At 69.6% G+C, this 26,662-nt stretch carries 23 protein-coding genes; 21 read left to right on the forward strand and 2 right to left on the reverse strand.

All coding sequences use genetic code 11. The features are described 5' to 3' along the window. Position 1: 1 nt before the first annotated feature. The 5 genes from R2J76_RS14200 (at position 2) to R2J76_RS14220 (ending at position 9,199) form a co-directional block, all read left to right on the forward strand. On the forward strand, positions 2 to 1,033 hold the full coding sequence (locus R2J76_RS14200; protein WP_316412290.1) for a metallophosphoesterase: 1,032 nt from the start codon (positions 2 to 4) through the stop codon (positions 1,031 to 1,033). 57 nt (positions 1,034 to 1,090) lie between these two features. Continuing rightward, positions 1,091 to 1,534, forward strand: a complete 444-nt coding sequence (locus tag R2J76_RS14205) for an FKBP-type peptidyl-prolyl cis-trans isomerase (protein WP_394366839.1) — start codon at positions 1,091 to 1,093, stop codon at positions 1,532 to 1,534. A gap of 86 nt (positions 1,535 to 1,620) precedes the next feature. Continuing rightward, positions 1,621 to 4,080: an ankyrin repeat domain-containing protein gene (locus tag R2J76_RS14210; protein WP_316412292.1), complete on the forward strand. Its 2,460-nt coding sequence runs from the start codon at positions 1,621 to 1,623 to the stop codon at positions 4,078 to 4,080. A 119-nt stretch (positions 4,081 to 4,199) separates the two neighbouring features. Further along, positions 4,200 to 6,581 (forward strand): hypothetical protein, encoded by a 2,382-nt coding sequence (locus R2J76_RS14215; RefSeq protein WP_316412293.1) that lies wholly within the window; start codon positions 4,200 to 4,202, stop codon positions 6,579 to 6,581. Positions 6,582 to 6,754: 173 nt separating this feature from the next. Beyond that, positions 6,755 to 9,199: an ankyrin repeat domain-containing protein gene (locus R2J76_RS14220; protein WP_316412294.1), complete on the forward strand. Its 2,445-nt coding sequence runs from the start codon at positions 6,755 to 6,757 to the stop codon at positions 9,197 to 9,199. A 21-nt stretch (positions 9,200 to 9,220) separates the two neighbouring features. Here the strand turns inward: R2J76_RS14220 and R2J76_RS14225 are convergent, their stop codons facing one another. Next, positions 9,221 to 12,274 (reverse strand): BamA/TamA family outer membrane protein, encoded by a 3,054-nt coding sequence (locus tag R2J76_RS14225; protein WP_316412295.1) that lies wholly within the window; start codon positions 12,272 to 12,274, stop codon positions 9,221 to 9,223. Positions 12,275 to 12,283: 9 nt separating this feature from the next. Further along, positions 12,284 to 12,619 carry an STAS domain-containing protein gene (locus R2J76_RS14230; RefSeq protein ID WP_316412296.1) on the reverse strand — a complete coding sequence of 112 codons (336 nt, stop codon included), beginning with the start codon at positions 12,617 to 12,619 and terminating at the stop codon, positions 12,284 to 12,286. 144 nt (positions 12,620 to 12,763) lie between these two features. Here R2J76_RS14230 and flgB point away from each other — a divergent pair, with 144 nt between their 5' ends. The 16 genes from flgB (at position 12,764) to yidD (ending at position 26,638) form a co-directional block, all read left to right on the forward strand. Beyond that, positions 12,764 to 13,177 carry a flagellar basal body rod protein FlgB gene (gene flgB, locus R2J76_RS14235; RefSeq protein ID WP_316412297.1) on the forward strand — a complete coding sequence of 138 codons (414 nt, stop codon included), beginning with the start codon at positions 12,764 to 12,766 and terminating at the stop codon, positions 13,175 to 13,177. After that, positions 13,177 to 13,602, forward strand: coding sequence for a flagellar basal body rod protein FlgC (gene flgC / locus R2J76_RS14240; protein ID WP_316412298.1), 426 nt, complete (start codon positions 13,177 to 13,179; stop codon positions 13,600 to 13,602). The genes flgB and flgC overlap by 1 nt, the downstream gene beginning before the upstream one ends. Positions 13,603 to 13,690: 88 nt before the next feature. Beyond that, positions 13,691 to 14,005, forward strand: coding sequence for a flagellar hook-basal body complex protein FliE (fliE, locus tag R2J76_RS14245; protein ID WP_316412299.1), 315 nt, complete (start codon positions 13,691 to 13,693; stop codon positions 14,003 to 14,005). A 31-nt stretch (positions 14,006 to 14,036) separates the two neighbouring features. After that, a complete protein-coding gene (gene fliF, locus R2J76_RS14250; RefSeq protein ID WP_316412300.1) occupies positions 14,037 to 15,716 on the forward strand; it encodes a flagellar basal-body MS-ring/collar protein FliF in 1,680 nt (559 codons plus the stop codon). A 1-nt stretch (position 15,717) separates the two neighbouring features. Beyond that, positions 15,718 to 16,722, forward strand: coding sequence for a flagellar motor switch protein FliG (fliG, locus tag R2J76_RS14255; protein WP_316412301.1), 1,005 nt, complete (start codon positions 15,718 to 15,720; stop codon positions 16,720 to 16,722). After that, entirely contained in the window at positions 16,712 to 17,452 is a 741-nt protein-coding gene (locus R2J76_RS14260) for a FliH/SctL family protein (protein WP_316412302.1), read from the forward strand. The genes fliG and R2J76_RS14260 overlap by 11 nt, the downstream gene beginning before the upstream one ends. Next, positions 17,452 to 18,789 (forward strand): FliI/YscN family ATPase, encoded by a 1,338-nt coding sequence (locus R2J76_RS14265; RefSeq protein WP_316412303.1) that lies wholly within the window; start codon positions 17,452 to 17,454, stop codon positions 18,787 to 18,789. The genes R2J76_RS14260 and R2J76_RS14265 overlap by 1 nt, the downstream gene beginning before the upstream one ends. A 1-nt stretch (position 18,790) precedes the next feature. After that, entirely contained in the window at positions 18,791 to 19,255 is a 465-nt protein-coding gene (gene fliJ, locus R2J76_RS14270; RefSeq protein WP_316412304.1) for a flagellar export protein FliJ, read from the forward strand. Positions 19,256 to 19,262: 7 nt separating this feature from the next. Continuing rightward, a complete protein-coding gene (locus R2J76_RS14275; RefSeq protein WP_316412305.1) occupies positions 19,263 to 19,781 on the forward strand; it encodes a hypothetical protein in 519 nt (172 codons plus the stop codon). A gap of 160 nt (positions 19,782 to 19,941) precedes the next feature. Further along, positions 19,942 to 20,394 carry a con-10 family general stress protein gene (locus tag R2J76_RS14280; protein ID WP_316412306.1) on the forward strand — a complete coding sequence of 151 codons (453 nt, stop codon included), beginning with the start codon at positions 19,942 to 19,944 and terminating at the stop codon, positions 20,392 to 20,394. Between the two features lie 96 nt (positions 20,395 to 20,490). Next, a complete protein-coding gene (locus R2J76_RS14285; RefSeq protein WP_316412307.1) occupies positions 20,491 to 22,395 on the forward strand; it encodes a flagellar hook-length control protein FliK in 1,905 nt (634 codons plus the stop codon). Between the two features lie 40 nt (positions 22,396 to 22,435). After that, on the forward strand, positions 22,436 to 23,095 hold the full coding sequence (locus tag R2J76_RS14290) for a flagellar hook assembly protein FlgD (protein ID WP_316412308.1): 660 nt from the start codon (positions 22,436 to 22,438) through the stop codon (positions 23,093 to 23,095). Positions 23,096 to 23,109: 14 nt separating this feature from the next. Next, positions 23,110 to 24,405: a flagellar hook protein FlgE gene (locus tag R2J76_RS14295; RefSeq protein WP_316412309.1), complete on the forward strand. Its 1,296-nt coding sequence runs from the start codon at positions 23,110 to 23,112 to the stop codon at positions 24,403 to 24,405. A 56-nt stretch (positions 24,406 to 24,461) separates the two neighbouring features. Further along, complete coding sequence (locus R2J76_RS14300) at positions 24,462 to 25,187, forward strand: response regulator (RefSeq protein ID WP_316412310.1); 726 nt, start codon at positions 24,462 to 24,464, stop codon at positions 25,185 to 25,187. 39 nt (positions 25,188 to 25,226) lie between these two features. Then, positions 25,227 to 26,327: a flavodoxin-dependent (E)-4-hydroxy-3-methylbut-2-enyl-diphosphate synthase gene (gene ispG, locus R2J76_RS14305; protein WP_316412311.1), complete on the forward strand. Its 1,101-nt coding sequence runs from the start codon at positions 25,227 to 25,229 to the stop codon at positions 26,325 to 26,327. Then, entirely contained in the window at positions 26,324 to 26,638 is a 315-nt protein-coding gene (gene yidD, locus R2J76_RS14310) for a membrane protein insertion efficiency factor YidD (protein ID WP_316412312.1), read from the forward strand. Before ispG ends, yidD begins: the two co-directional genes overlap by 4 nt. Positions 26,639 to 26,662 lie beyond the last annotated feature (24 nt).

The raw sequence follows: 26,662 nt of genomic DNA on the forward strand, positions 1-26,662 counted from the left end.
CATGCGCCGCCTCGCCCCCGTTCTCGCCATCCTCCTCCTGGCCCCGCTCCGGGCCCAGGTCCCGCCGCCGCTGCCGGCCGCGGCCCAGGTGGACGACGGGCCCCACGTGGTGTGGGAGGGCCGCGGGGCCCGAGTCCTGCGGTGGCGCCAGGGCCGGCCCGAGGAGACCGCCCTGCCCGCGGATTTCCGCCTGGAGCTGGATGGCCTGCCCCCCCTCACCCTGGATCCCGCCCCCGCCCCCCAGCAGCCCGCGGCCTTCCCCCTTCCCGCGAGGATCGCCGCCATCAGCGACATCCACGGCAACTACGCCGCCATGACCGCCCTGCTCGTGAAGCAGGGGATCCTCGCGAAGAACCTGGCCTGGGCCTTCGGCAAGGGCCACCTGGTGGTCCTGGGCGACACCGTGGACCGGGGCCCGCAGGTCACGGAGGCCTTCTGGCTCCTGCGATCCCTGGAGCGGCAGGCCCGGGACGCCGGGGGCGGGGTCCACGTGCTCCTGGGCAACCACGAGGTGATGGACATGAAGGGGGACCTGCGGTACCTCAACGCCAAGTACCGGGCCCTGCCCCTTTCCACCCCGTACCTCCTGGGCCCCGATACGGAAGCGGGGCGCTGGCTGCGCTCCCTGCCGGTGATGGTGCGCTTCGGGGACCTGCTCTTCGTGCACGGGGGCGTCTCGCCCCGCCTGGGGGAGGCCTTCCCCTCCCTGGAGGCCCTCAACGCCGCCGCCCGGGACGCCATGCCCCGGCCCAAGAAGACCCTCCTGGGGGGCGACGGCCCCCTGTGGTACCGGGGCATGGTGCAGGACCCCGTGGACCCGGCCGCGGTGGTGGAGGCCAGCCTGCGCCCCTACGGGGCCCGCACCGTGGTGGTGGGCCACACCACCGTCAAGCAGGTGACGGTCATCCGCCCCGGGCAGGTGTACCTCATCGACGCGGGGCTCAGCGAGGGAAGGCCCGGCGAACTGTGGCTCCAGGTGGACGGCAAGCGCTGGCGGGGCTTGGCGGACGGCACCCGGGTGCCCCTGGATTAGTTGGGCTACACTCTACCCTTTGGAGGACCCTTGACCCGCCCTGCCCTCCTCGGCCTGATGTTCGCCCTCGCGGCCACCGGGCTGGCATCCCAACCCCCCGCCCGCGCCCGGAAGAAAGCCCCGGCGCCCGCCCCGAAAAAAGGACCCGTCATGATCACCACCCCCAGCGGCCTCGGCTACGTGGACACCACCGAAGGCGCCGGCGAATCCCCGAAGAAGGGCCAGACCTGCGTCATGCACTACACCGGCTGGCTCTCCAACGGCGGCAAGCCCGGCCAGAAGTTCGACAGCTCCGTGGACCGGGGCCAGCCCTTCTCCTTCACCGTGGGCGTAGGCCAGGTCATCAAGGGCTGGGACGAGGGCGTCATCACCATGAAGAAGGGCGGCAAGCGCACCCTCCACATCCCCGCCGCCCTGGGCTACGGCGCCCGCGGCGCCGGCGGCGTGATCCCCCCCAACGCCGACCTGATCTTCGACGTGGAACTGCTGGATTTCCGGTAGCGTCCGTCCGGACGGCTTCCGCCAGGGCTTGCATAAATTTTTAATAACACTACCTTGGGAGTCCCCGGGAGAGGGCAAGGAGTGGCATGGATCCCAGGAAGAGCATCCTCACGGCGCTGGTTCTCCTGGTCCTGCCCCTCCGGGCCGAGATCCCGCCCCAGGAGGCCAGGGGCCTCTACGGGCACACCGACCCCGTGCACCGGAACCTCTCCCCGCTCTGGGGCATGGCGGCGCTGGAATCGGGCTACCTGGCCAACCTCCGGTTCTTCGGGGCGTACGGCTCCGTCCCGGATCCACGCTTCCCCCGCCACCCCGCCCTGGAGAAGATCCCCCAGGACAACTGCCCCCTGGACGCCACCGCGGCGGTGATCCAGTATCTTTTCCCCTCCCCGGATGGGGACAACTTCGTGCTGAACGAGCGCGGCAAGGACCCCATCGGGGCCATCGCCCGGGAGCAGGCCCGGCACCGCCAGGTCCCGGGGACGCTGGGCGGACTGAGGAAGATCACCGCCCTGCTGGACGCCACGACCCATTATCGCCAGGAGCTGTCGCTGCATCCGGGGGCTGCGCCGGTGGCCTCCCAGACGTTCCGTGCCGATGTGGGTCGCATCCTGGGCCACGAGCCGGAGGGCCGCAAACCCGCGGTGGCCAGCCTCCGCCAGCGCTTCGCCGCCCTCCTGCAGGAAGCGGCCTGGGACGAGACGCGGCACCCCGGGGGCATCTACCCGCCGGACATCGTGGAGGTGGCCCTGCTGGCCTACGCCTGGAAGGCCGCGGACCACGTGAGCGAGCTCTATGAGGCCCTGACGCCGCTCCTGCGCAGGCCCGAAGGCCCCCTGCCGGTCTATGACGCCGCCTATCACGAGGCCCATGCCGATGCGCTCTGGGAGCGCATGGGAGCGGACGGACCCGGCCCGGCGCCGTCCCCGGAGGAGGTCCTCCTGCTCCTCTTCGGTTGCGAGACCTTCCAGATCCGGTCCCTGCCCAGCCTGGTCACCTATGCCATGGCCCAGTACAAGGGCTCCACCTACCCCGATTGCGGCGAGACGTCGCTGCGCAATTTCTTCAACATCGTCCTCTCCCGGAAGGGCGCCATCGCCCGGGAAACCCTGGAGGCCTTCCTGGCCCGCTGCGCCGGCCCACGCGAGGAGCACAAGGGCTTGGACCCTGCGCCCGCGGGACTGGGCCTGCTGGCCCACTACTACCGGCACCATGGCCGTATCGCCGGGCAGTTCTCCCGGGAGGCCCGCAACGCCTGGAGCGAGGTGGTGAGCAACCGCAATGCCCCCGGCGCCGATCCGCTGCCCATCGTCTACGGCGCCAAGGACCACAACCTGTCGGCCAAGCCGGGCCTCGAGAACATGCTCAACCTGATCGCCCACCTCCTGCCCCTGCCCGCCCTCAACCGCCCGTGGCCCCTGGACCCCGGGGCCCGGTTCGCGGAGGCGGATCGAAAGCTGGACGCCCTCTGCACCCTGGTGTCGGAGGAGGGGTTCACCGTGGATTGGTCGGCCGGAGGCGAAAAACGCGTGAAGAGCGCCCACCCCACCCTGGCCTTCTCCATCAACGGCAGGCCCGCCTTCGCCTGGACCTTCGCGGTGCACCATTACAACATGGCGGCGCTCTCCGAACTGCCGGACCTGGGCCATCGGAGCGACGCCGTCGCCGCCCGCGGCGGCTTCTTCGCCCAGGCCTGGCTTCGCCGGCTCACGCCCCCCCTGGACTTTTTCTCCTTCGAAGTCCCGCCGGAGGAGGGCTTCGCGCTGACGTCCCTCAGCGAGGCGTTGGGCATGAACCTGCGGGACCCGAACAGCGCCCTGCACATGGTCAATCGCCTGCTGGTCTCCGATCCCGCCCTGGCCCGCGCCCCCACGCTCCCCCTGGTCCTGTCCCGCTCGATCCTTCCGGACATGAATTCGGCGATGGTGCTCACCAACGCCCTGGAACTTCGCCGGGACCTGAGGGAGGACAGGGCCTTCTACCCCATGCCGGCCCTGCTGCGCTGGCCCCAGTCGGTGAAGGACCATATCCTGAACGCAGCCGTCTTCGGGGACGTGCATACGATGCGGCTGATCCTGGACCATGGCGCCGACGTGAACGCCCGGCTTCCGGATGTGGAGACGACACCGGTGATCTTCCAGGCCCTCCATTTCTACGTCGGGGGGACCGGGGACACCCCCCTCAGCGTGCTCCTGGCGACCCGGCCCCGCCTGAATCTGGACGTGATCGGGCCCGAGGGGAACACCCCCCTGACCCGGGCGATCCGGAGCCCCCTGGGCCCCGAGATGCTGCTGGCGGCCGGCGCCGATCCGAATTTCCAGGGGCCCTGCGGCAGCCCCCTGGGGGTCGCCATACTAGCCTTGGAAGACCATCCCTTCGAGGTCCTGCTGGAGGCCGGGGCCGACCCCTTCCGGAAGGATGCCCTGGGAAGGACTCCCGTGGATCTGGCCCGGGGCATCCACTTCCTTCGTCCGGGCTTCCTGGACACCCTGGAGCGCCTGTTCCCCGAGCGATTCAAGGATCCCGAGGCCAAATCCGCACCTTGACCGACCCTCGGACCGGGGCCTGGTTTCCGGTAGCGACCGTCCGGACGGCTCCCGCCAGGGCTTGCATAAATTTTTTATAACGCTACCTTGGGATTCCCGCGGTGGGGGCAAGGAGTGGCATGGATCCCAGGAAGAGCATCCTCACGGCGCTGGTTTTCCTGGTCCTGCCCCTCCGGGCCGAGATCCCGCCCCAGGAGGCCATGGGCCTCTACGAGCACACCGACCCCGCGCACCGGAACCTCTCCCCGCTCTGGGGCATGGCGGCCCTGGAATCGGGCTACCTGGCCAACCTCCGGTTCTTCGGGGCGTACGGTTCGGTCCCGAACCCACGCTTCCCCCGCCACCCCGCCCTGGAGAAGATCCCCCAGGACAACTGCCCCCTGAACGCCACCGCGGCGGTGATCCAGTACCTTTTCCCCTCCCCGGACGGGGACAACTTCGTGCTGAACGAGCGCGCCAAGGACCCCATCGGGGCCATCGCCCGGGAGCAGGCCCTGCACCGCAAGGACCCGGGGATGCTGGGCGGACTGAGGAAGATCACCGCCCTGCTGGACGCCACGACCCATTACCGCCAGCGGCTGATGCCGCCGGGGGCTGTGCCGGAGGCCTCCGATGAGTTCCGTGCCGACGTGGATCGCATCCTGGGCCACGAGCCGGAGGGCCGCAAACCCGCGGTGGCCGCCCTCCGCCAGCGCTTCGCCGCCCTCCTCCAGGAAGCGGTCTGGGACGAGACGTGGCATCCCGGGGGCATCTACCCCCGGGACATCGTGGAGGTGACCCTGCTGGCCTACGCGTGGAAGGCCGCGGACCACGTGAGCGAGCTCTATGGGGCCCTGACGCCGCTCCTGCGCAGGCCCGAAGGCCCCCTGCCGGTCTATGACGCCGCCTATCACGAGGCCCATGCCGATGCGCTCTGGGAGCGCATGGGAGCGGACGCGCCCGGACCGGCGCCGTCCCCGGAGGACGCCCTTCTGCTCCTCTACGGCTGCGAGGCCTTCCAGACCCGGTCCCTGCCCAGCCTGGTCAGCTATGCCATGGCCCAGTACAAGGGCGCCAGCTACCCCGACTGCGGCGAAACGTCGCTGCGCAATTTCTTCAACATCGTCCTCTCCCGGAAGGGCGCCATCGCCCCGGAAACCCTGGAGGCCTTCCTGGCCCGCTGCGCGGGCCCACGCGAGGAGCACAAGGGCCCGGAGCCGGCACGCGCGGGACTGGGCCTGCTGGCCCGCTACTACCAGCACCATGGGCGGATCGCCGGGCAGTTCTCGCAGGAGGCCCGCAACGCCTGGAGCAAGGTGGTGAGCAACCGCAATGCCCCCGGCGCCGATCCGCTGCCCATCGTCTACGGCGCCAAGGACCACAACCTGTCGGCCAGGCCGGGCCTCGAGAACATGCTCAACCTGATCGCCCACCTCCTGCCCCTGCCCGCCCTCAGCCACCCATGGCCCCTGGACCCCGGGGCCCGGTTCGAGGAGGCGGGCCGCAAGCTGGACGCCCTCTGCGCCCTCGTGTCGGAGGAGGGATTCACCGTGGATTGGACCGCCGGGCGCGAGAAACGCGTGAAGAGCGCCCACCCCACCCTGACCTTCTCCATCAACGACAGGCCCGCCTTCTCCTGGGCCTTCTCGACGCACCATTACAACATGACGGCGCTCTCCGAACGGCCGGACCTGGTCCATCGGGGTGACGCCGCCGCCGCCCGCGGCGGCTTCTTCGCCCAGGCCTGGGTGCGCCGGCTCACGCCCCCCCCGGAATCCTTCTCCTTCGCGGTTCCGCCGGAGGAAGGCTTCGCGCTGACCTCCCTCAGCCAGGTCCTGGGCATGAACCTGCGCGACCCGAACAGCGCCCTTCTCACGGTCAATCGCCTGCTGGTCTCCAATCCCGCCCTGGCCCGCGCCCCCACGCTCCCCCTGATCCTGTCCCGCGCGATCCTCCCGGACACCGAGTCGGCGCGGGTCCTGGCCGCGGGCCTGGAGCGCCGCAGGGACCTGAAGGAGGACAGGGCGTTCTACCCCATGCCGGCCCTGCTGCGCTGGTCCCAGTCGGTAAAGGACCATATCCTGCACGCGGCCGTCTTAGGGGACGTGCGCACGATGCGGCTGATCCTGGACCATGGCGCCGACGTGAACGCCCGGCTTCCGGATGTGCAATTTTCCCCGGTGATCTTCCCGGCCGTCGCCAGTGACCGAAGGCAGGCCGGGGACAGCCCCTTGATCGTGCTGCTGGCGACCCGGCCCCGCCTGAATCTGGACGTGATCGGTCCCGGGGGGGGGTACCCCCCTGACCTGGTCGATAAGCACCGAAAGTGGCACCGAGAAACTCCTGAAGGCCGGCGCCGATCCGAATTTCCAGGGGGCCAACGGCAGCCCCCTGGGGACCGCCATAAGAGCCTTGGCACGCTATCCCTTCAATCTCCTTCTGGAGCACAAGGCCGACCCCTTCCAGAAGGATGCCGAGGGGCGGACCCCCGTGGACCGGGCCCGGGAAATCTACGACCTTGATCCGCGCTTTCTGGACACCTTGAAGCGCCAGTTCCCGGAGCGATTCGAGGAACCCGAGGCCAAATCCGCGCCTTGACCGACCCCGGGGCCGGGCCCTTCAGAAGACGAAGGGCCCGGCCTGAAGAGGTCTAATCGCATTGCCTCAGGATTCCCCGGGCGGGGCAAGGAGTGGCATGGATCCCAGGAAGAGCATCCTCACAACGCTGGTTTTCCTGGTCCTGCCCCTCCGGGCCGAGATCCCGCCCCAGGAGGCCAGGGGCCTCTACGAACACACCGAGCCCGCGCACCGGAACCTCTCCCCGCTCTGGGGCATGGCGGCCCTGGAATCGGGCTACCTGGCCAACCTCCGGTTCTTCGGGGCGTACGGCTCGGCCCCGGATCCACGCTTCCCCCGCCACCCCGCCCTGGAGAAGGTCCCCCAGGACAACTGCCCCCTGGACGCCACCGCGGCGGTGATCCAGTACCTTTTCCCCTCCCCGGACGGGGACAACTTCGTGCTGAACGAGCGCGCCAAGGACCCCATCGGGGCCATCGCCCGGGAGCAGGCCCGGCACCGCGAGGCCCCGGGGACGCTGGGCGGATTGAGGAAGATCACCGCCCTGCTGGACGCCACGACCCATTACCGCCAGCGGCTGATGTCGCCGGGGGCCTCCGAGGCGTTCCGTGCCGACGTGGATCGCATCCTGGGCCACGAGCCGGAGGGCCGCAAACCCGCGGTGGCCGTCCTCCGCCAGCGCTTCGCCGCCCTCCTGCAGGAAGCGGTATGGGACGAGACGCGGCACCCCGGGGGCATCTACCCGCCGGACATCGTGGAGGTGGCCCTGCTGGCCTACGCCTGGAAGGCCGCGGACCACGTGAGCGAGCTCTATGAGGCCCTGACGCCGCTCCTGCGCAGGCCCAAAGGCCCCCTTCCGGTCTATGACGCCGCCTATCACGAGGCCCATGCCGATGCGCTCTGGGAGCGCATGGGAGCGGACGCGCCCGGACCGGCGCCGTCCCCGGAGGACGCCCTTCTGCTCCTCTACGGCTGCGAGGCCTTCCAGACCCGGTCCCTGCCCAGCCTGGTCAGCTATGCCATGGCCCAGTACAAGGGCTCCACCTACCCCGATTGCGGCGAGACGTCGCTGCGAAATTTCTTCAACATCGTCCTCTCCCGGAAGGGCGCCATCGCCCCGGAAACCCCGAAGGCCTTCCTGGCCCGCTGCGCCGGTCCACGCGAGGAGCCCAAGGGCCCGGACCCGTCGCCCGCGGGACTGGGCCTGCTGGCCCGCTACTACCGGCACCATGGCCGTATCGCTGGGCAGTTCTCCCGGGAGGCCCGCGACGCATGGAGCGAGGTGGTGAGCAACCGCAATGCCCCTGGCGCCGATCCGCTGCCCATCGTCTACGGCGCCAAGGACCACAACCTGTCGGCCAGGCCGGGCCTCGAGAACATGCTCAACCTGATCGCCCACCTCCTGCCCCTGTCCGCCCTCAGCCACCCATGGCCCCTGGACCCCGGGGCCCGGTTCGAGGAGGCGGGCCGCAAGCTGGACGCCCTCTGCACCGTGGTGTCCGAGGAGGGTTTCACCGTGGATTGGTCGGCCGGAGGCGAGAAACGCGTGGAGAGCGCCCACCCCACCCTGGCCTTCTCCATCAACGGCAGGCCCGCATTCGCCTGGACCTTCGCGGTGCACCATTACACCATGGCGGCGCTCTCCGAACGGCCGGACCTGGGCCATCGGAGCGACGCCGTCGCCGCCCGCGGCGGCTTCTTCGCCCAGGCCTGGCTGCGCCGGCTCACGCCCCCCCTGGACTATTTCTCCTTCGAAGTTCCGCCGGAGGAGGGCTTCGCGCTGACGTCCCTCAGCCAGGTCCTGGGCATGAACCTGCGCGACCCGAACAGCGCCCTGCGCATGGTCAATCGCCTGCTGTTCTCCGATCCCGCCCTGGCCCGCGCCCCCACGCTCCCCCTGGTCCTGTCCCGCTCGATCGTCCCGGACATGGATTCAGCGAGGGTGCTCGCCAACGCCCTGGCGCACCGCGGGGACCTGAGGGAGGACAGGGCGTTCTATCCCATGCCGGCCCTGCTGCGCTGGCCCCAGTCGGTGAAGGACCATATCCTGAACGCAGCCGTCGCCGGGGACGTGCGTACGATGCGGCTGATCCTGGACCATGGCGCCGACGTGAACGCCCGGCTTGCGGATGTGGAGGAATCCCCGGTGATCTTCCAGGCCCTCGCCTTCGACTGGGGGAGCGGGGGGGACACCCCCCTCAGCGTGCTGCTGGCGACCCGGCCCCGCCTGAATCTGGAGGCGATCGGACCCGGGGGGAACACCCCCCTGACCCGGGCGATCCGGGTCCCCGGGGGCACCGCGAGGCTGCTGGCGGCCGGCGCCGATCCGAATTTCCAGGGGCCCCGCGGCAGCCCCCTGGGGGTCGCCCTAGAAGCCTTTGCATACCATCCCTTCGAGGTCCTGCTGAAGGCCGGGGCCGACCCATTCCGGAAGGATGCCCAGGGGCGGACCCCCGTGGACCTGGCCCGGAAAATCCACGACCTTCATCCGCGCTACCTGGACACCTTGAAGCGCCTGTTCCCGAAGCGATTCGAGGAACCCGAGGCCAAATCCGCGCCTTGACCGACCCCGGGGCCGGGCCCCTCAGAACTGGAAGCCCGCCGAGATGGTCACGTTCCGCAGCTGCGTGCTCCGGTCCCCCTCGGACCGGGGCCGGCCGAGGATCCGGTCCACGTCGGCGGCGTACTCCAGTTTCAGGGGGATGCCAAGCTTGACGATGATGCCCAGGCCCAGGGCGGTGCGCAGGGGAAGCCGGGTGCGGTTGCCGTCGGAGTCCACGGAATAGGTGCGGCCGGGCTTCTGGTAGACCTGGCCGGTGTCCACGAAGACCTCGCCCCAGAGGGTCTGGCCCAGCATGGGGAAGCGGTACTCCAGGTTCGCGATGAAGAGGGCCTGGCCCCCCAGGGGGATCTGCTCGGTGGCGCGGATGGGGATTCCGCCGGGCCCGGGGGTCATCTGGGCGCTGCCGTCGGCGCTGAAGAGGGGGATGCGGTCCAGGGGGCCCAGGAAGTCCGGCTCCACGCCCCGCATGGTACCCGAGCCGCCCGCGAAGAACCGCTCGGAAAGGGGCAGGTCCTCGGCGGTCTTGGCGGTGGGCACGGCCAGGCCCACCCGGACCCCGAAGGCCACCACGCCGGCCTGGGCCTTGTAGCCCACGGGCCAGGTCCACTGGTTGCGCAGGTCCAGCTTGATGAAGCTGCTGTTCTTGCTGGTGAGGAAGAACTGGCTGGCGGCCTCGAAACGCGCCAGGGAGTAGACCCCGCTGGTGGGATCGAAGGGGTTGTCCCGGGTGTCGCGCACCAGCTGCAGGTAGGGGGAGCTGATGATGGCCCGGTCGGGGTACTTGGCGATCTTGGCCAGATCGGCGCTGGAGATGTTGTCGATGCTGGCGGCGACCTCCACCCGCTCGAAGCGGTACCCGGCTTCCACGGCCACCCGCGAAGGCAGGGCCCAGCGCAGGGAGCTCAGCACCCGGCGCCGGCGCACCTGGTAGATGTAGCGCTGCTCCTGGATGTAGGCGCCCTCGGTGCGGAACGAGGTGCGGTCCGGCAGGGCCTGGCCCAGGGCGCCGGCCTCGAACCAGGGATCGGTGTAGCCCAGGGAGATGGAATCCAGGCTCCGGGTGTACCGGCCCGTGGGGAAGAGGTCCCGCAGGGTGGGATTGTGGAGGAAGCCGTCGCCGGCGCGGGCGTTGAAGTCCAGGGTGCGGCCCATGCCGCCGACGTTCAGGCGCTGGACGCCCATGCCCAGGTAGTACCCCTGGGTGCGGTCGTAGCCCAGGGAATTGGTCACCACCCAGGGGGAGCGTTCCTCGGTGCGGAACAGCAGGTCCCCGGCCTTCCAGGGGGAGGGCGGGCCCGCCTCCTGGCCTTCGGCGAGGGTGGACACCTCCACCCGCTGGAAGGCCCCCAGGCCCCCCAGGCGCCCCTGGGCGCGGCCCAGCTTGTCCTGGTCCAGGGGGTCGCCGGGCTTCAGGTTGATCTCCCGCAGGATGGCCTTGGCCCGGGTCCTGCCGGCGCCCCGCACCACCACGCGGTCCACCTTCTCCATGGGCTGGTCGGGCACCTCGAACAGGATCCCGCAGTTCGCTCCCTCCTCCACCACCTCGGAACGCACGGTGGGGCGCAGGACGCCCAGGGCCACCAGGTGCTGCTGGCGCACGTCGGTGTAGGCCCGGAAGAAATCCGCCTTGAGGAGGGGGATGGGCCGGGAGAAGGTGAGCGTGACCCGCAGGCGCCCCTCCACCTCCGTCTGGGCCAGGGTGGCCAGGCAGCCCTCCATTCCGGGGCGGTCGCTGCGGTAGACCCGCGTGCCGTCGGCGGCGGAGGTGAACACGGGCTTGTCCGCGAACAGCAGGGCGAGGCCGGAGCCCAGCCCCCAGGGATCCCCGAAACCCCCGGCGGGCAGGTCCAGGCGCGCCCAGGCCACGAGCCGCTGGCGCCCCTCCCGGATGCGGAACACCAGATCGGCCTTGCCGTCGCGCAGCACCACGGAGCGCCGGACCTTGGCCTCGGTGAAGCCCCGGCTTTCGTACAGCGCCTGGATGTGGTTCTCCGCGGCGTCCATGAGCTCGGGCCGGGCCTTGGCGCCCAGGAAGCCCCCCACGTCGGCGGCCTTGCGCAGCTCCTTCTCGCCCACGGCCTGGTTGCCCTCGAAGGTGTAGGCGCCCAGCCTGGACACGGGGCCGGGGGCCAGGTGGTAGGTCACCACCACCTCCTCGGGGCCTTCGGGACCGGTGCGGGTGATCTGCCGGGTGTAGGTGACCTGGGGGTCCAGGTGGCCCCGGGACCGGAACAGGCGCACCAGGCGCCGCTCCCCTTCGTCCAGGAGATCGGGGGTGTAGCGGTCCGCCCGGGTGAGGGGGACCAGGTCCTTCAGGGACGTGGTCCAGCCCAGGCCGGCGCCGTCGGATTTGAGGAGGACCTTCGGCCCCACGTCCACGGTGATGCGCAGCACCCCGCCGGTGTCCCAGTCCAGGTCCACCCGCCCCTCGAACCGCTTGGCCCCCACCAGCTTCTTGCGCAGGCGCCGCAGGCACTCGATCTCCAGGTCCCGGTTCCACAGGGTCTTGCCGGGCACCACCTGGGTCTCCCGGATCAGGGATTGGGGGGTGAAGGGGCCGACTTTGCCCACCACCTCCACCCCCCGGATGAGGTTGGGCGTCCCCGCGGCGATGTCCAGCACAAGCCGGGCGTCCCCCTCCGCGCGGGAGGCGGCGACCTTGGCGGCGGGGAAGCCCGCGGCCACCAGGCGCTCCTGGGCCTGGGCCCGCTGGGCCTCCAGGCGGAGGGCGCCCACCCGGTCCCCCCGGCGAAGGCCCGGGAACAGGCCCCTGCGCAGGGAGGATGGGGCGTCGCCCCGCACCAGGATGCCCGTGGTGCGGGGCCAGGGATCCAGCCGCACGACGCCCGCGCCTCCCTCCACGGTCCGGAAGCGGTCCGTGGCCCGGATGGCCTCCAGGGCGGCCTGGAATTCCGGCCCGGTGAGGGCGTGGCCGGGCTTGAGGCCAGCGGCCGAACGGGCGAAAACCTGGTCGTCCAGGCTCCCGCCCTGGAACTCCAGCCGGTCCACCGGCGCCTGCCCCAGGCCCAGGGCAGGAACTGCCAGGAGGACGAGAGGGGCGCCGAAGAACTTCATCGGCTTGGTTTAGAATCCGGCCAGGGACTCTTCCTCGGTTTCCTTCACGTCGAAGACGGAGTGGAGGCTGGTCATGGTGATCAGGTTGAAGATCCGGGAATTCATGCCGCAGATGCGCAGCTCCCCGCCCTTGTTCTTGATGGAGGTGTAGCAGCCCACCAGCTCGCCCACGCCCGAGGAATCCAGATAGCTGACTTTGCTCAGGTTGAGAATGATGCGGCGGCTCCCGGCCTCCAGGACGGTGCGCACGGCCTCGCCCAGCTCCTGGTCCCCGTCGCCCAGGGTGATCTTGCCCTCGGGGTAGAGGATGGTGATGCCCTCGTGATCGCGCTTCGTGATCTTCATGTGTCGTCCTCGCGGTGTTCCTGGAGTCTACCAAGGCGGGCCGGGAAACCCAACCCACGATCGCGCCGGGGGCGTTGCGGCATGAACCATGCAAAGAGGGGGGAGCCCGGATGCCTTTCCGGACACCCTCCCCATGGTGCCCCCATGTTCGACCTGGTTTCCCAGAACCCCATGATCGCCCTGGCCGACAAGGGCATGTCCCTGGCCACCCAGCGCATCGCCCTCATCGCCTCCAACCTGGCCAACATCGACACGCCCGGCTACCGCACCAAGGACTTCGACTTCGCGGCGGCCTTCCAGACCGAGATGGAAAAGCTGGATAGGCAGTTCTCGCCCACTCCGGGGAGCCCCGCCTCCCCCGCCGAGCCGGGCATCACCCCCCCGGCCATCATCCATCCGGTCGATATCACTTCGGAGCGCAACGACGGCAACGACGTGCACCTGGACCGGGAGAACATGCTGCTCACCCAGACCCAGAGCGTCTTCACCCTCAGTTCCAACCTGGCCCAGGGCGAGCTCCGGCTCGTGCTGGGCGCCATCCGTGACGCGGCCAAATAATGAGCACCTTCGACGCCATCAACACCATCGCCGCCTCCGGCCTGGCCGCCCAGCGTCTCCGGGCCCAGCTGGTGGCTTCCAACATCGCCAACGCCGAGACCACCCGCACCCCCCAGGGGGGCCCCTTCCGGCGCAAGGACGCCGTGTTCTCGGTGGAGACCCTGGGCATGGGCCCCAACGGCGTGCCCATCACCGGGGTGAAGGTGGCCGAGATCCGGGCCTCCCAGGACCCCTTCCTCACCAAGTTCGACCCGGGCCACCCGGACGCGGACGCCTCGGGCATCGTCCAGTACCCCAACGTCAACCCCGTGGAGGAGATGGTCAACCTCACGGAAGCCAGCCGGGGCTTCGACGCCAACGCCTCGGTGGTGCGGGCGGTGCGGACCATGACGCTTTCGGCCCAGGATTTGCTGCGTGTCACCTGATGGGCGGATTTCGCCCGGTGACGGAAATCTGACGGGCCTGCCGGTCAGTAAAACCCTATCCTGAAGCAGTTCCATTGCAAGGTTCGCCATGAACCCCATCCTCCCCAGCCAGCTTCCCTCCCTCGACGCCCTGGCCCAGGCCGGCCAGAAGCCCGCCTCCAGCGCCCCGGGCGAGGCGGAAGGCGCGCCGTTCGCGGACGTCCTCAAGCAGGCCCTGGCCGAAGTGAACGACTCCCGGACCAACGCCGAGCAAGAGGCACGGAACTTGATAAGTGGGAACTCCACTGACATGCACACGGCGATTCTGGCGGTCCAGAAGGCCGATGTCAGTTTCCAGATGATGATGGCCGTCCGTTCCAAGCTGGTGGACGCATACCGCGAAGTGATGCGCATGCAGATGTGACGCTTAGCTTTCCGGCCATCGAAAGGATCCCATGGCCGACGAGAACAGCGTCACCAAGCAATTCACCGAAGCACTGGAGAACATGACGGCCACCCAGAAGGGGATGGTCGCCGCCATGTGCCTGACGGTGCTCCTGGTCCTCATCGGCTTCGGCCTGTGGGCCGGGCAGGAGAACATGGGGGTGCTCTTCAGCAACCTGCCCCCCCTGGACGCCAACCGCATCGTCGAGGAATTGAAGAAGCAGAACATAAAATATGAATTGAGCACCGACCAGCGCACCGTTTCCGTGCCGGAAAAGCGGGTGGGCGACCTGCGCCTGAAGTTCGCCGGGGACGGCCTGCCCCAGGGCGAGGGCATCGGGTTCGAGAAGCTGGAGAACCCCGGGCTGACCACCACCGACTTCACCCAGAAGATCATGTACCGCCGGGCCCTGGAGTCCAACCTGGCCAAGACCATCATGGCCCTCCAGCAGGTGGCGGGCGCCACGGTGCACATCACCCCCCAGAACGACAGCCCCTTCGCCACCGAGAAGGAGGAGGCCAAGGCCTCCGTGCTCCTCAAGCTCAAGGGCGGCCGGGCCCTGCCCGACGAGAACACCCAGGCCATCGTGAACCTGGTGGCCGCCAGCGTGGAGGGCCTCAAGCCCGACCAGGTGGTGGTCATCGACCAGTTCAGCCGCATCCTCAGCCGCACCGGGCGCGATCCGGCGGTGGGGGCCTCCGATGTGCAGAAGAAGGCCCAGCGCGAGGAGGAGGAGCACCTGGTGCGCATGGTCAACGAGCTCCTGGAGCCGGTGGTGGGCATCGGCAAGGTGCGGGCCACGGCCCGGGTGGACCTGGACTTCGACAAGGTGAAGGTCAATTCCGAGACCTTCGACCCCGCCGGCCAGGTGGAACGGGACCTGAAGGTGCTGAAGGAGGAGGGCCAGAAGCGCGACGGGGTGGCCGGGGTGCCCGGAACCCCCAGCAATGTGCCCCCCATCAACCAGCCCGCCCCCGGCACCCCCGGAACCGACAGCCACAAGAAGGAAGAGACCACCACCCACTACGAGATCTCCAAGACCCTCAAGTCCGTGGAGCAGGCCCCCGGCAACGTGCGGCGCCTGTCCCTGGCCGTCATCGTGGACGACGCCAGCAAGTGGGAGAAGGACGCCAAGGGCAACCCGGTGGAGAAGGTCATCCCCCGCACCGCCGACGAGCTCAAGAAGATCCGGGAGCAGGTGGCCTCGGCCATCGGCTTCCAGCAGAAGCGGGGCGATGAATTGACGGTGGAAAACATGGCCTTCGCCCCCACCAGCAATCCCCGGGAGGAGCAGGAGGCCCGGCAGCAGCGGTGGATCAATCTGGGCTGGGAACTGGCGCCCAAGGTCCTGTGGATCATCCTTGGGTTGGTCATCTTCTTCCTGATCATCCTGCCCATGCTCAAGCGCCTCTCCTCCGCCCTGAACCGCCCCGCCCCCCTCCGGGTGCGCGTGGGCGCCGACGGGACCCCCGGCGAGCCCGGGGCCGCCCCCCGGAAGTTCGCGCCCCTGAAATCCATGGCCGAAATGGAATCCGAGATCGAGGCCGAACTCAACGCCGAGGGGGCCTCCTCGGCGCCCGAGGCCCAGCGGCGCTCCCTGATCAAGAAGCGCATCCAGGAAAGCACCCAGTCCGACGCGGAGACCGTGGCCTCCCTGGTGAGATCCTGGATGATCGAGGACGGGAGATAGCATGGCCAAGCTTTCCGGCGCGCAAAAAGCAGCGGTCCTCATGGTCGCCCTGGGCGACGAGACCGCGGCCAGCATCTTCAAGTTCCTGGAAGAGGACGAGATCCAGAACATCTCCAAGGAGATCGCCCTCACCAAGCACGTGCAGCCCGAGACCGCCGACGAGGTGCTGGAGGAATTCCACACCATGACCCTGGCCAAGACCTACATCGCCCAGGGCGGCATCGAGTATGCCAAGAAGCTGCTCATCAAGTCCGTGGGCCCCGAGGCCGCGCGCAAGATCATCGACCGGCTCACCAAGGCCCTGGAATCCTCCGCGGGCTTCTCCAGCATCGAACGGGCCAATCCCCAGCAGCTCTCCAAGTTCATCCAGAACGAGCACCCCCAGACCATCGCCCTGATCCTGGCCCACCTCAACGCCTCCCAGGCCGGGGACCTCATCGCCAGCCTCCCGGAGACCCTCCGGGCCGACGTGGCCATGCGCATGGCCAACCTCCAGGAGATCAGCCCCGAGGTGGTGCGGCGCATCTCGCTCATCCTCGAGCAGAAGCTGGAGGCCCTGGGATCCTTCGCCACCGAGGCCTACGGCGGCGTCCGGGCCGTGGCCGAGCTCTTCAACCGCATGGACCGCACCACGGGCCGGGTGGTGCTGGAGAAGATCGAGAACGAGAACCCGCAGCTGGCCGCGAGCATCCGCGACCTGATGTTCGTGTTCGACGACATCCTGCTCATCGACGACCTGGGCATCGCCGAGATCCTCAAGCGCGTGGACAAGAAGTCCCTCACCACCGCCCTCAAGGGCACCTCGGAGGAGCTGCGCAACCAGTTCTTCCGCAACATGTCCTCCCGGGCCGTGGAGCTCATGAAGGAGGAGATGGAGTTCATGGGGCCCGTCAAGCTCAAGGACGTGGAGAAGGCCCAGCACGAGATCGTGGAGATCGTGCGCCAGCTGGAGGAGGAAGGCGTCATCAGCATCGGTGGCGGCGGCGGCGACGACTATGTGTCCTGAACGGGTCATTCCCGCCCGCCACGTGGATCTGGATTCCATCGAGGCCTTCCCGTACTTCGCCGCGGACTTCTCCATGTCCCTGGAGGGCGCGGAGGCCACCGACGACGAGCCCCTTTCCGCCAAGCTCACCACCCCCGAGGAGGACGCCCGGCGCCTGGCCTCGGTGGACCAGATCATCTACGAGAAGCTCCAGCAGGCCGAACGGGACGCCCACGACGTGGCGCGCAAGGCCTACGAGGAGGGGTTCGCGGCGGGGGAGGCCGAGGGCCGCACCTTCGGGGAGAGCCAGTACAAGGCCCAGATCCAGCGCCTGGACGCCGCCCTCCAGGACCTTTCGGCCTCCCTGGACCTCAACGCCAAGGTCGCCCAGGACGAGCTCCTGGCCCTCACCCTGGCCATGGCGGAGTACCTGGCGGCCCGGGAGATCCAGGACGGGGCCTCCACCATCCAGCCCCTCCTCACCCGCGTGCTGGAATCCCACCCCTTCCCCGAGGGCGACGCGGACCTCCAGGGCCGGCCCGGCCTCACCGTGCTCATGAACTCCCGGGACCTGGACCTGCTGGGGGACGCCGCCCGGAGCCACCCCGGCGTGGGCGTGCGTGAGGACGATGCCCTGAGCCGCGGCAGCCTCCGGGTGGAGAGCGTCGCGGGGGTGCTGGACGCCACCCTGGAACGGCGCCGGGTCCGGCTCCTGGAGCTCCTGCAGCGCACCCGGGAGCAGGAGGGCTGATGGATCTCCGCGCCCTGGCCCGCGAGGTCAAGCTGCTGCCCCCCGGCGACGTGCTGGGGCGGGTGAGCAAGGTGGTGGGCCTGGTGGTGGAATCCCGGGGCCCCGAGGGTTCCGTGGGCGAGCAGATGATCATCCACATGCAGGACGGGCGCCAGGTCATGGCCGAGGTGGTGGGCTTCCAGGACCAGCAGGTGCTCCTCATGCCCGTGGAGAACATCGAGGGCATCCGCCCCGGCCTCATGGTGGAGGCCCGGGGCCACCAGCCCGAGCTGCCCGTGTCCAGCGCGCTGCTGGGCCGGGTCATCGACCCCCTGGGCCGGCCCCTGGACGGCGGCCCCCCCCTGGAGGCCCAGGACCGGGTGCCCATCCACGGGCGCCCCCCCAATCCCATGCAGCGCCGCATGATCAAGGAGGTGCTGGCCACCGGGGTGCGCGCCATCGACGGCCTCCTGACCCTGGGCAAGGGCCAGCGCATCGGCATCTTCTCCGGGTCGGGGGTGGGCAAGTCCACCCTCATGGGCATGATCGCCCGGAACACCTCCGCCCAGGTGAACGTCATCGCCCTGGTGGGGGAGCGGGGCCGCGAGCTGAAGGAATTCATCGAGAACGACCTGGGTCCCGAGGGCCTGGCGCGCAGCGTGGTGGTGGTGGCCACCAGCGACCAGACCCCCCTCCTGCGCCTGCGCTGCGCCCTGGCGGGCATGGCGGTGTCCGAGTACTTCATGCGCCAGGGCAAGGACGTCCTCATGATGATGGACAGCGTCACCCGCTTCGCCATGGCCCAGCGGGAAGTGGGCCTGTCCGCGGGGGAGCCCCCCTCCTCCCGGGGCTACACCCCCTCGGTCTTCGCCCTCCTGCCCCGGCTCATGGAGCGGGCCGGCACCTTCGAGGGCCAGGGGTCCATCACCGGCATCTTCACGGTGCTGGTGGAGGGCGACGACATGAACGAGCCCATCTCCGACGCCGTGCGGGGCATCCTGGACGGCCACGTGATCCTTTCCCGCAAATTGGCCTCCAAGAACCACTTCCCCGCCATCGACGTGCTGCCCAGCATCTCCCGCCTCTTCTCGGCCCTGGCCGTGCCCGAGCAGAAGCAGCTCTGCGCCAAGATGCGGGACCTCATGGCCACCTACGCCGACGCCGAGGACCTCATCCAGATCGGCGCCTACACCAAGGGCGCCAGCCCCAACATCGACCAGGCCATCCAGTTCCAGCCGGTCATCCAGGCCTTCCTGCGCCAGGCCGTGGCCGAGGGCTCGGACCACCGATCCACCCTCCTGGCCATGGGCCAGATCTTCGGCATCGACCTGGCCCCCTTCCTGAAGCCGGTGGCGTGAGATGGCGGCCCGGTTCCGGTTCCGCCTGGAATCCCTCCTGCGGGTGCGGGTGGCCCTGGAGGAGGAGGCCAAGCGGCGCCTGGCCGTGGCCATCCTCGCCCGGGACCGGGCCGCGGCCCGGGTGGAAGAGCTGAGGCAGGCCCAGCGGGAGGCCCTGGAAAGCCGGCGCACCGCCCCCAACGAAGCGGTGGACCTGGACCGGTGGCGGGCCACGGAACGCTACCTCCTGGTGGTGGAACGGCGCATCGACCAGGCCCTGGAGGTCCTGCGGGAGGCCGAGGCCCGGGTGGCCGAGGCCCGCAAGGCCCTCCTGAAGGCCCACCAGGACCAGCTGGTCCTCCAGCGCCTCAAGGAGCGCCGCCAGGAGCAGCACGCCCTGGAGCGCCTCCGGGAGGAAATCCGGGAAACGGATGAAATTGCGGTTCTCCGGTACCACTTTACCCATTCCAATGCATCCAATCGGTGAGGCAGCCATGAACGTCAAGAACCTCGCATGGGTCATCGCCCCCCTCGCGCTCTCCGCGGGGGTCATCTGGCTCTCCGCCCAGGCCCCCCAGACAACGGAGGGCGTGAAGATGGGCGAACTGGCCGAAAAGGTCCAGGCCCGGGAGAAGGCCGTCGCCCAGAAGGAGGTGGAACTCCGGCAGATGGAGGAACGCCTCGCCACCCTCCAGGGTTCCCTGGAAAAGGACCGCAACGATCTCCAGAACCGGGAGAAGGCCCTCCAGGAGGCCAACCTCAAGCTCACGGCCCTCAAGACCCGCCCCCCCATCGATATCCAGATCATCCGCACCTACGAGAACATGGACCCCATCGCCGCGGCCCCGGCCGTGAAGGAACTGGCGGGCCTGAACCAGGACGTGTGCGTGAGCCTGCTGGGGGGCATGCAGGCCAAGAAGGCGGCCCGGATCCTCGATCAGTTGGCCCCCAAGGACGCCAAGCTGGCCGCCCAGCTGTCGGAAAAAGTGGGGTTGACTCGCCCCAAGGAGTGATAAGGTACCCGTTAGCACGTTTTTGACAGGAGAATATGAACAGGTAAAAACAATTTATCTCGCAATGAATTCTTTTAATAAACTTTTATTAAAACTTATTGAAGCCGGCGGAGAAACTTTTCCTCGTCCGGCCCCAGAAAAGGGAGAAGTGGAGGACACCATGGCATCCAACAACGATGAAAATATCCAGATGAACACCCAGGAAGCCGCGCCCGCGGCCCGGGAGCACATGGCCGAGATCGGCCGCAAGGGGGGCCAGTCCGTGAGCCAGAACCGGGCCCACATGGCCGAGATCGGCCGCAAGGGGGGCCAGTCCGTGAGCCAGAACCGCGCCCACATGGCCGAGATCGGCCGCAAGGGGGGCGAGGCCGTGAGCCAGGACCGGTCCCACATGTCGCAGATCGGCCGCAAGGGGGGCGAGGCCGTGAGCCAGGACCGGACCCACATGGAGGAGATCGGCCGCAAGGGCGGCACCACCGTGAGCCAGGACCGCAGCCACATGGCCCAGATCGGCCGCAAGGGCGGCGAAGCCGTGAGCCAGGACCGGGCGCACATGGAAGAAATCGGCCGCAAGGGCGGCGAGGCCTCCCGCACCCGCAAGCCCCAGGAGTGAAGCCCCCCGGAAGCACCCGGCCAAATTCGCCGGGTGCTTCCGGCACGGCCTGTGCCATGGAGGGTCACCCGGTCCAGTGTCCCGGGTGGAGGTCCGATGCTCCAAGCCGTCACCAGCCACGGGGAACCCACCCCGGGGATCCAGGGGAAGGAACCCGCCCAGGGCTCCGCCTCCCGGTTCTCCGGAATCATCCATAATCTGGTGACCGACACCCGGGCCACGGCCACCCGGGATACGACCCTCCCGGATACGGCCACCCGGGATACGGCCACCCGGGATACGGCGACCCGCGATGCGGCCAGCCGGGATACGGCGACCCGCGATGCGGCCAGCCGGGATGTGACGACCCGGGATTCGACGACCCGCGAGGACCGGAGCACCCCGGCCAAGGAGCCGGTGCAGTCGGCCGTGGACAAACCCAAGGACCCCGCCGCCCGTCCCCCTTCCAAGCGCCAGGAGGCCGCCCCCAAGGCCGCCGATGCCCCGTCCGATGGGGCCCCTGCCGCCCAGGCCGCGGCGCCGGAACCACCGACCACGCCGGTCTCCGGGGATCCCGGGGCGGCCGCCGAGGCCCCGGTGACGCCTGCTCCCCCGGCAACCGATGCCGGATCCAAGTCCGCGGAGCCCCCGGCCCTCCCCTCCGATCCCATGGCGGCCCTGGCGGCCCTGCTTGCGGCGGTGGTGCCGGCCGCGCCGGCGGCGCCGCCGGCGCCGGGCCCCGCCGATCCCGCGTCCGCGGGGGTGGATGCCGTGGCGGGCCCCTCGGCGCCCGCCCAGGCGGCAGCTCCCGCGGCCGTCGGCGCCACGGACGTTCCCAAGGCCAGCTCCCCCACCCAGCCTCCGGTCCAGCCCGATCTGTCCCCGGCCCCGCCGGGGCCTGGGGGGGCCCCGGCCTCCCAAACGGTTGACCCGGCCTCCCAAACGGTTGACCCGGCCTCCCAAACGGTTGACCCGGCGTCCCAAACGGCTGGCCCGGCATCCCAGCCGGTTGACCTGATCTCCCAGGCGGGGTCCCAGTCCGCGGCGGCCGCGGTCAGCGCCGAGCCCACGCCCGATAATGCGGGCGCCCCCAAGGCCGGCGCGGCGGATCCCGCCGGGACCGGGAAGGCCGTGGCGTCCCGCCGGGACGCCCAGGATCCCCTCCCCATGGCCCCGGATCCGGCCCCCGGGCCGGAGGCGGCCCCGCCCCGCACCGACGGCCGCGCCGTGGCCGACCTTGGGACGCCCGCCCCGGCCCTCTCCCCGTCCCAGGCCAAGGCGGCCCTGGACCAGGCGGTCCCCGGGGTCAAGCTCCAGGTGAAGGCGGGGCCCGCCCCGGAGGCGTCCGCCACCGCCAAGCCCGCCCTCACGGAACTGCTCCACCAGCCCATGCCGGCGGTGGAGACGCCCGCCATCCTGGGCCAGGCCGCCCTGGACCCCGCCGCCGGCAGCCCGGCGGTGGCCCAGGCCCAGCTGGTCCAGCCGGCGCCCGCCGTGCCGCACGCCCCCGCGACGCCCACCCCCGAAGCGGCCCTGGCGGCCCTCGTGCCCGGAGCCGCCGCGGCGGTGCGGGTGTCCGCCGCCACGGCCACGGCCGAAGCGCCCCGGGCCGCGGCGCACCCCAGCCTTGTGGGCCAGGTGGACGGCAGCATCCGGTGGCTCCTGAAGAACCAGGAGACGGGCGCCGAGCTCCAGCTCCACCCGGAATCACTGGGCACCGTGCAGATCAAGCTCCGGGTGGAGGGCACCGAGGTGCACGCCCGGGTGTGGGCCACGGACGCGTCGGCCCTGCCGGTCCTGCAGGAGCACCGCGGTTTCCTGGAGGCCTCCCTGCGGGAGCAGGGCCTCAACCTGGGCAGCTTCGACCTGCACCAGGGCCGCCAGGGCGGGGAGACGCCTTTGCCCACCGAGCCTTCCCAGGCCGCGGCGGCCTTCCGGGGGGCCCCGGAAATCGGGCAGGAATCGCCCATCCCCGCGGGCCCCATCCCCTCGAACGCGCACCGTATCGAGATCGTCGCCTGACGGCACGACTCCTGCCTATAGCCTCCCGGAGGAATCCAGCATGCAATCCCCGACCGTCTCCACCACCAGCGCCACCACGGCCAACACCCCGGCCACCACCAAGGCCTCCAACACCCTCTCCAAGGATGCCTTCCTGAAGCTCCTGGTGGCCCAGCTCCAGCATCAGGATCCCACCAACACCCAGGACCCCAATCAGATGGTCGCGCAGATGGCCACCTTCTCCTCCCTGGAAGCCCAGCAGAACACCAACACGCTGCTGGCCAGCATCCAGACCCAGAACGCCGCCCTCTACCAGGCCCAGAGCGCCGACCTCATCGGCAAGAAGATCCAGATCACCTCGGGCAAGGTGGCCCTGGCGGGAGGCGCCGCCAGCATCGGGGTGAACATGGCCACCGACGGCAACGCCACCCTGGTCATCAAGAACGCCAACGGCGCCATCGTGCGCACCCTGGGCCCCGGCGCCCTGGGGGCCGGGGAGAGCACCCTGAACTGGAACGGCAAGGACGACAACGGGGTGCAGCTGCCGGACGGGAACTACACCGTGTCCATCTCCGCCAAGAACGCCAGCGGAACGGCCATCACCGCCTCCACGACCACCAGCGCCGTGGTGACGGCCGTGTCCTTCGTGGACAACGAGGTGAAGGTCACCGCCGGCGGCAACCAGTACTCCCTGTCCAATATCACCAAGATTTCCAGCTAACCCAGGAGCGCACCATGGGCCTATATTCCTCCTTCTACGCCAGCCTCTCCGGGCTCTCCACCAACGCCTCCGCCCTGAGCGTGATCGGCAACAACCTGGCCAACCTGAACACGGCCGGGTTCAAGGGTTCCAGCTCCCAGTTCCAGGATCTCTTCAACGCCGCCATCGCCAACCAGGGCACCCAGGGCAACGGGAACCCCATGCAGGTGGGCCTGGGCGCCTCCCTGGGCTCCGTGGCCCAGGACTTCGCCCAGGGCTCCTTCCAGCAGACGGGCAGCGTCACGGACATGGCCATGCAGGGCAACGGGTTCTTCACCCTGCAGAACAAGACCGGCAGCCAGGTCTTCACCCGCAACGGCAACTTCACCATCGACAAGACCGGCTACCTGGTGGATTCCCAGGGCGACAAGGTGATGGGCTGGAACGCCAACGGGGGCGTCGTCAACCCGGGCGGCCTGCCCGCGCCCATCCTGCTGAACATGGCCGGCACCTCGGGGGGCGTGCCCACCGCCAATCTGGAAATCATCGCCAACCTGGATTCCACCACCGCCGTGGGCGCCACGCCCTTCACGTCCACCGTGCAGGTGTACGACAGCCTCGGCGCCACCCACAGCGTCACCTTCTCCTTCTCGCCCACCGCCACCACGGGCCAGTGGAACGTTTCCGCCACCGCCACCGACGGCGGCACCGTGGCCGGCATGCCCACCTCCGTGCAGTTCAACAGCAGCGGCGTCCTCACCAGCTACACCCTGGGCGGCGTGACCGTCACCCCCACCGCCGCCGCCCCCGCCAACCCGGTGCTCACCATCAGCGGCTGGACCAACGGCGCCGCGGCCAACACCACCAACTGGCTCCTGAGCACCCCCACCAGTTCCGGCGGCCTCACCAAGTTCCTCACCAGCTACGCGGCCGCGTCCACCACCTCCGGCAGCAGCCAGGACGGCTTCGGCGCCGGCACCGTGGCGAGCCTCACCGTCGACCAGGACGGCATGATCATCGGCAACTACACCAACGGCCAGACGATCACCATGGCCCAGGTGGCCATCAGCACCTTCCTGAACGAGAACGGTCTCTCCAAGCAGGGCGGCAACAACTACATCGCCACCGTGGCCAGCGGCTCGGCGGCGGTGGGCGCGGCCAACCAGGGCGGCCGGGGCGGCGTCCTGGGGTCCAATCTGGAGCTTTCCAACGTGGACGTGGCCACCGAACTGACCCGCATGATCATCAACCAGAACGGCTATCAAGCGAACAGCCGCGTCGTGACCACCGCCAACAACCTGCTCCAGGAAGTCCTCAACCTCGTCCGCTGAGGATTTCCCTCTGACATCATGGGGCTTCCGGGGTTAACCTTCTACCCGGGAGCCCCATGATCGATTCCTACATTCCGACGCCCGCGAACCCCGGACGCATCCTGATCGTCGACGACCTGGTGGGGAACCTGAAGGTCCACGAACGGGAGCTGCGCAACCAGCCCTTCAGCCTGACCCTGGCCCAGAGCGGGGCCGAGGCCCTGGAGGTGTGCTCCCGCCTCGTGTTCGAGGGCATCCTCATGGACGTGAGCCTGCCGGGCATGGACGGCATCGAAGCCTGCCGGCAGATCCGGCAGTGCCGGCTCAACGCATCCACGCCGCTCATCTTCATCAGCGCCGTGCGCATCGGCGAGGACTGGGTGAAGGAGGGCATCGATTCCGGGGGCATCGACTACCTGGTCAAGCCCTACGTGTTCTCCGAGCTCCTGGTGAAGCTGCGGATGATGGTGCGCCTTTCCAGGCAGCGGGACGCGGCCCTGGCCGGGGAGCGGAACCGGGCCCTGCTGGAGGTGGCCGGGGGCACCGCCCACGAACTGGCCCAGCCCCTGAGCTCGGCCCAGATCCTCCTGGACCGGTTCATCAAGTCGCCCACCCCCCCCACCCCCGCGGACCTCCAGGACCTCCACGACTGCCTGGAAAGCACCACCAAGGTGCTCCACCAGATCCAGAACCTGCACACGTACATCACCAAGCCCTACGCGTCGGGGCGGATCCTGGACCTGGCCCTCTCCAGCCAGAAGCCGTACCAGTCCCCCATTACCGACCCGGCCGATCAGGAATAGACTGGAGGGATCCAGCGCGGAGCTGGCCGAGGTCCCCCTATGCCCGAACTTGAATCCCGACTCCTCGCGCCCCGGCGCAAGACCCGCCAGATCCTGGTGGGTGGCGTGCCCGTGGGAGGGGACGCCCCCATCACCGTCCAGAGCATGACCAAGACCGACACCCGGGACGTGGAGGCCACCGTCAAGCAGATCTACGAGTACGCCGCCGCCGGCTGCGAGATCGTGCGGGTCAGCGTGCCCACCAAGAAGGCCGGGGAGGTCTTCCACGAGATCACCGCCCGCAGCCCCATCCCCGTGGTGGCCGACATCCACTTCGACTACCGCCTCGCGCTGGTGGCCGCCGACGGCGGCGCCGCGTGCCTGCGCATCAACCCCGGCAACATCGGCGGCCAGGACCGGGTGCGGGCCGTGGTGGAGAAGGCCGGCGAAAAGGGCATCCCCATCCGCATCGGCGTGAACGCCGGCAGCCTCGAGAAGGACCTGGTGGAGAAGTTCGGCGGCACCGCCACCCCCGAGGCCATGGTGGAAAGCGCCCTGCGCCACCTGGAGATGCTGGAGAAGGAGCAATTCTTCAACACCAAGATCAGCCTCAAGGCCTCGGACGTGGTGCGCACGGTGCAGGCCTACCGGCTCCTGGCGAAGCAGGTGGACTATCCCTTCCACCTGGGCATCACCGAGGCCGGCACCCCCTGGGGCGCCACCATCCGCAGCAGCATCGGCCTGGGCATCCTCCTGGCCGAGGGTCTGGGCGACACCATCCGGGTCTCCCTCACCGGCGACGGCTCCGAGGAGTGCAAGATCGGCCACGAGATGCTCCGGGCCCTGGATCTGCGCGCGGGCGGCTTCCACATGGTGAGCTGCCCCTCCTGCGGGCGCGTGCAGATCGACCTGAACCGGGTCGCCCACCAGATCGAGGAGGGCCTGAGGGAGATCAACCACGAGGACGTCACCTACGCGGTCATGGGCTGCGTGGTCAACGGCCCCGGCGAGGCCCGGGACGCGGACCTGGGCGTGGCCGGCGGCGCCGGGGAGGGTCTCATCTACCGCAAGGGCGTGCTCATCCGCAAGGTCAAGGAGGCCGACCTGGTCCCGGCCTTCCTGGAGGAGGCGCGAAAGTTCAAGGCCGAGCAGAGCGCGTGACGGGAGTCCGGCGGGTGATCGACGCGCTGTTTGCCCATCCCCTGCTGGCCTTCGGCGCCTACCTGGTCCTGGAGGCCTTCCTTCCCGTGCCCCTGCAGCCCACGGCCTGGGCGGCCCGGGGGGCCATCCGCCTCTACCAGGCCACCCTGGGCCCCGCCCTGCCCACCCAGTGCAAGTTCACGCCCACGTGCAGCCAGTACGGCCTCGGATGCGTGCGGAAGTACGGGACCCTCCGGGGGGGGGTCCTCACCACCTGGCGGATCCTCAGGTGCAACCCCTTCGGGCACGGCGGCCACGACCCGGTGCCGTGATAAGGTAGAAGCTCGCGTCAGACC

It is taken from the genome of Mesoterricola silvestris, assembly GCF_030295405.1.
Lineage (GTDB): Bacteria > Acidobacteriota > Holophagae > Holophagales > Holophagaceae > Mesoterricola > Mesoterricola silvestris.

What these genes read in the sequence shown, in the direction of transcription:
- R2J76_RS14200 (WP_316412290.1), top strand. Translation starts at nt 2, where the DNA reads ATGCGCCGCCTCGCCCCCGTTCTCGCCATCCTCCTCCTGGCCCCGCTC.
- R2J76_RS14205 (WP_394366839.1), top strand. Translation starts at nt 1,091, where the DNA reads ATGTTCGCCCTCGCGGCCACCGGGCTGGCATCCCAACCCCCCGCCCGC.
- R2J76_RS14210 (WP_316412292.1), top strand. Translation starts at nt 1,621, where the DNA reads ATGGATCCCAGGAAGAGCATCCTCACGGCGCTGGTTCTCCTGGTCCTG.
- R2J76_RS14215 (WP_316412293.1), top strand. Translation starts at nt 4,200, where the DNA reads ATGGATCCCAGGAAGAGCATCCTCACGGCGCTGGTTTTCCTGGTCCTG.
- R2J76_RS14220 (WP_316412294.1), top strand. Translation starts at nt 6,755, where the DNA reads ATGGATCCCAGGAAGAGCATCCTCACAACGCTGGTTTTCCTGGTCCTG.
- R2J76_RS14225 (WP_316412295.1), bottom strand. Translation starts at nt 12,274, where the DNA reads ATGAAGTTCTTCGGCGCCCCTCTCGTCCTCCTGGCAGTTCCTGCCCTG.
- R2J76_RS14230 (WP_316412296.1), bottom strand. Translation starts at nt 12,619, where the DNA reads ATGAAGATCACGAAGCGCGATCACGAGGGCATCACCATCCTCTACCCC.
- flgB (WP_316412297.1), top strand. Translation starts at nt 12,764, where the DNA reads ATGTTCGACCTGGTTTCCCAGAACCCCATGATCGCCCTGGCCGACAAG.
- flgC (WP_316412298.1), top strand. Translation starts at nt 13,177, where the DNA reads ATGAGCACCTTCGACGCCATCAACACCATCGCCGCCTCCGGCCTGGCC.
- fliE (WP_316412299.1), top strand. Translation starts at nt 13,691, where the DNA reads ATGAACCCCATCCTCCCCAGCCAGCTTCCCTCCCTCGACGCCCTGGCC.
- fliF (WP_316412300.1), top strand. Translation starts at nt 14,037, where the DNA reads ATGGCCGACGAGAACAGCGTCACCAAGCAATTCACCGAAGCACTGGAG.
- fliG (WP_316412301.1), top strand. Translation starts at nt 15,718, where the DNA reads ATGGCCAAGCTTTCCGGCGCGCAAAAAGCAGCGGTCCTCATGGTCGCC.
- R2J76_RS14260 (WP_316412302.1), top strand. Translation starts at nt 16,712, where the DNA reads ATGTGTCCTGAACGGGTCATTCCCGCCCGCCACGTGGATCTGGATTCC.
- R2J76_RS14265 (WP_316412303.1), top strand. Translation starts at nt 17,452, where the DNA reads ATGGATCTCCGCGCCCTGGCCCGCGAGGTCAAGCTGCTGCCCCCCGGC.
- fliJ (WP_316412304.1), top strand. Translation starts at nt 18,791, where the DNA reads ATGGCGGCCCGGTTCCGGTTCCGCCTGGAATCCCTCCTGCGGGTGCGG.
- R2J76_RS14275 (WP_316412305.1), top strand. Translation starts at nt 19,263, where the DNA reads ATGAACGTCAAGAACCTCGCATGGGTCATCGCCCCCCTCGCGCTCTCC.
- R2J76_RS14280 (WP_316412306.1), top strand. Translation starts at nt 19,942, where the DNA reads ATGGCATCCAACAACGATGAAAATATCCAGATGAACACCCAGGAAGCC.
- R2J76_RS14285 (WP_316412307.1), top strand. Translation starts at nt 20,491, where the DNA reads ATGCTCCAAGCCGTCACCAGCCACGGGGAACCCACCCCGGGGATCCAG.
- R2J76_RS14290 (WP_316412308.1), top strand. Translation starts at nt 22,436, where the DNA reads ATGCAATCCCCGACCGTCTCCACCACCAGCGCCACCACGGCCAACACC.
- R2J76_RS14295 (WP_316412309.1), top strand. Translation starts at nt 23,110, where the DNA reads ATGGGCCTATATTCCTCCTTCTACGCCAGCCTCTCCGGGCTCTCCACC.
- R2J76_RS14300 (WP_316412310.1), top strand. Translation starts at nt 24,462, where the DNA reads ATGATCGATTCCTACATTCCGACGCCCGCGAACCCCGGACGCATCCTG.
- ispG (WP_316412311.1), top strand. Translation starts at nt 25,227, where the DNA reads ATGCCCGAACTTGAATCCCGACTCCTCGCGCCCCGGCGCAAGACCCGC.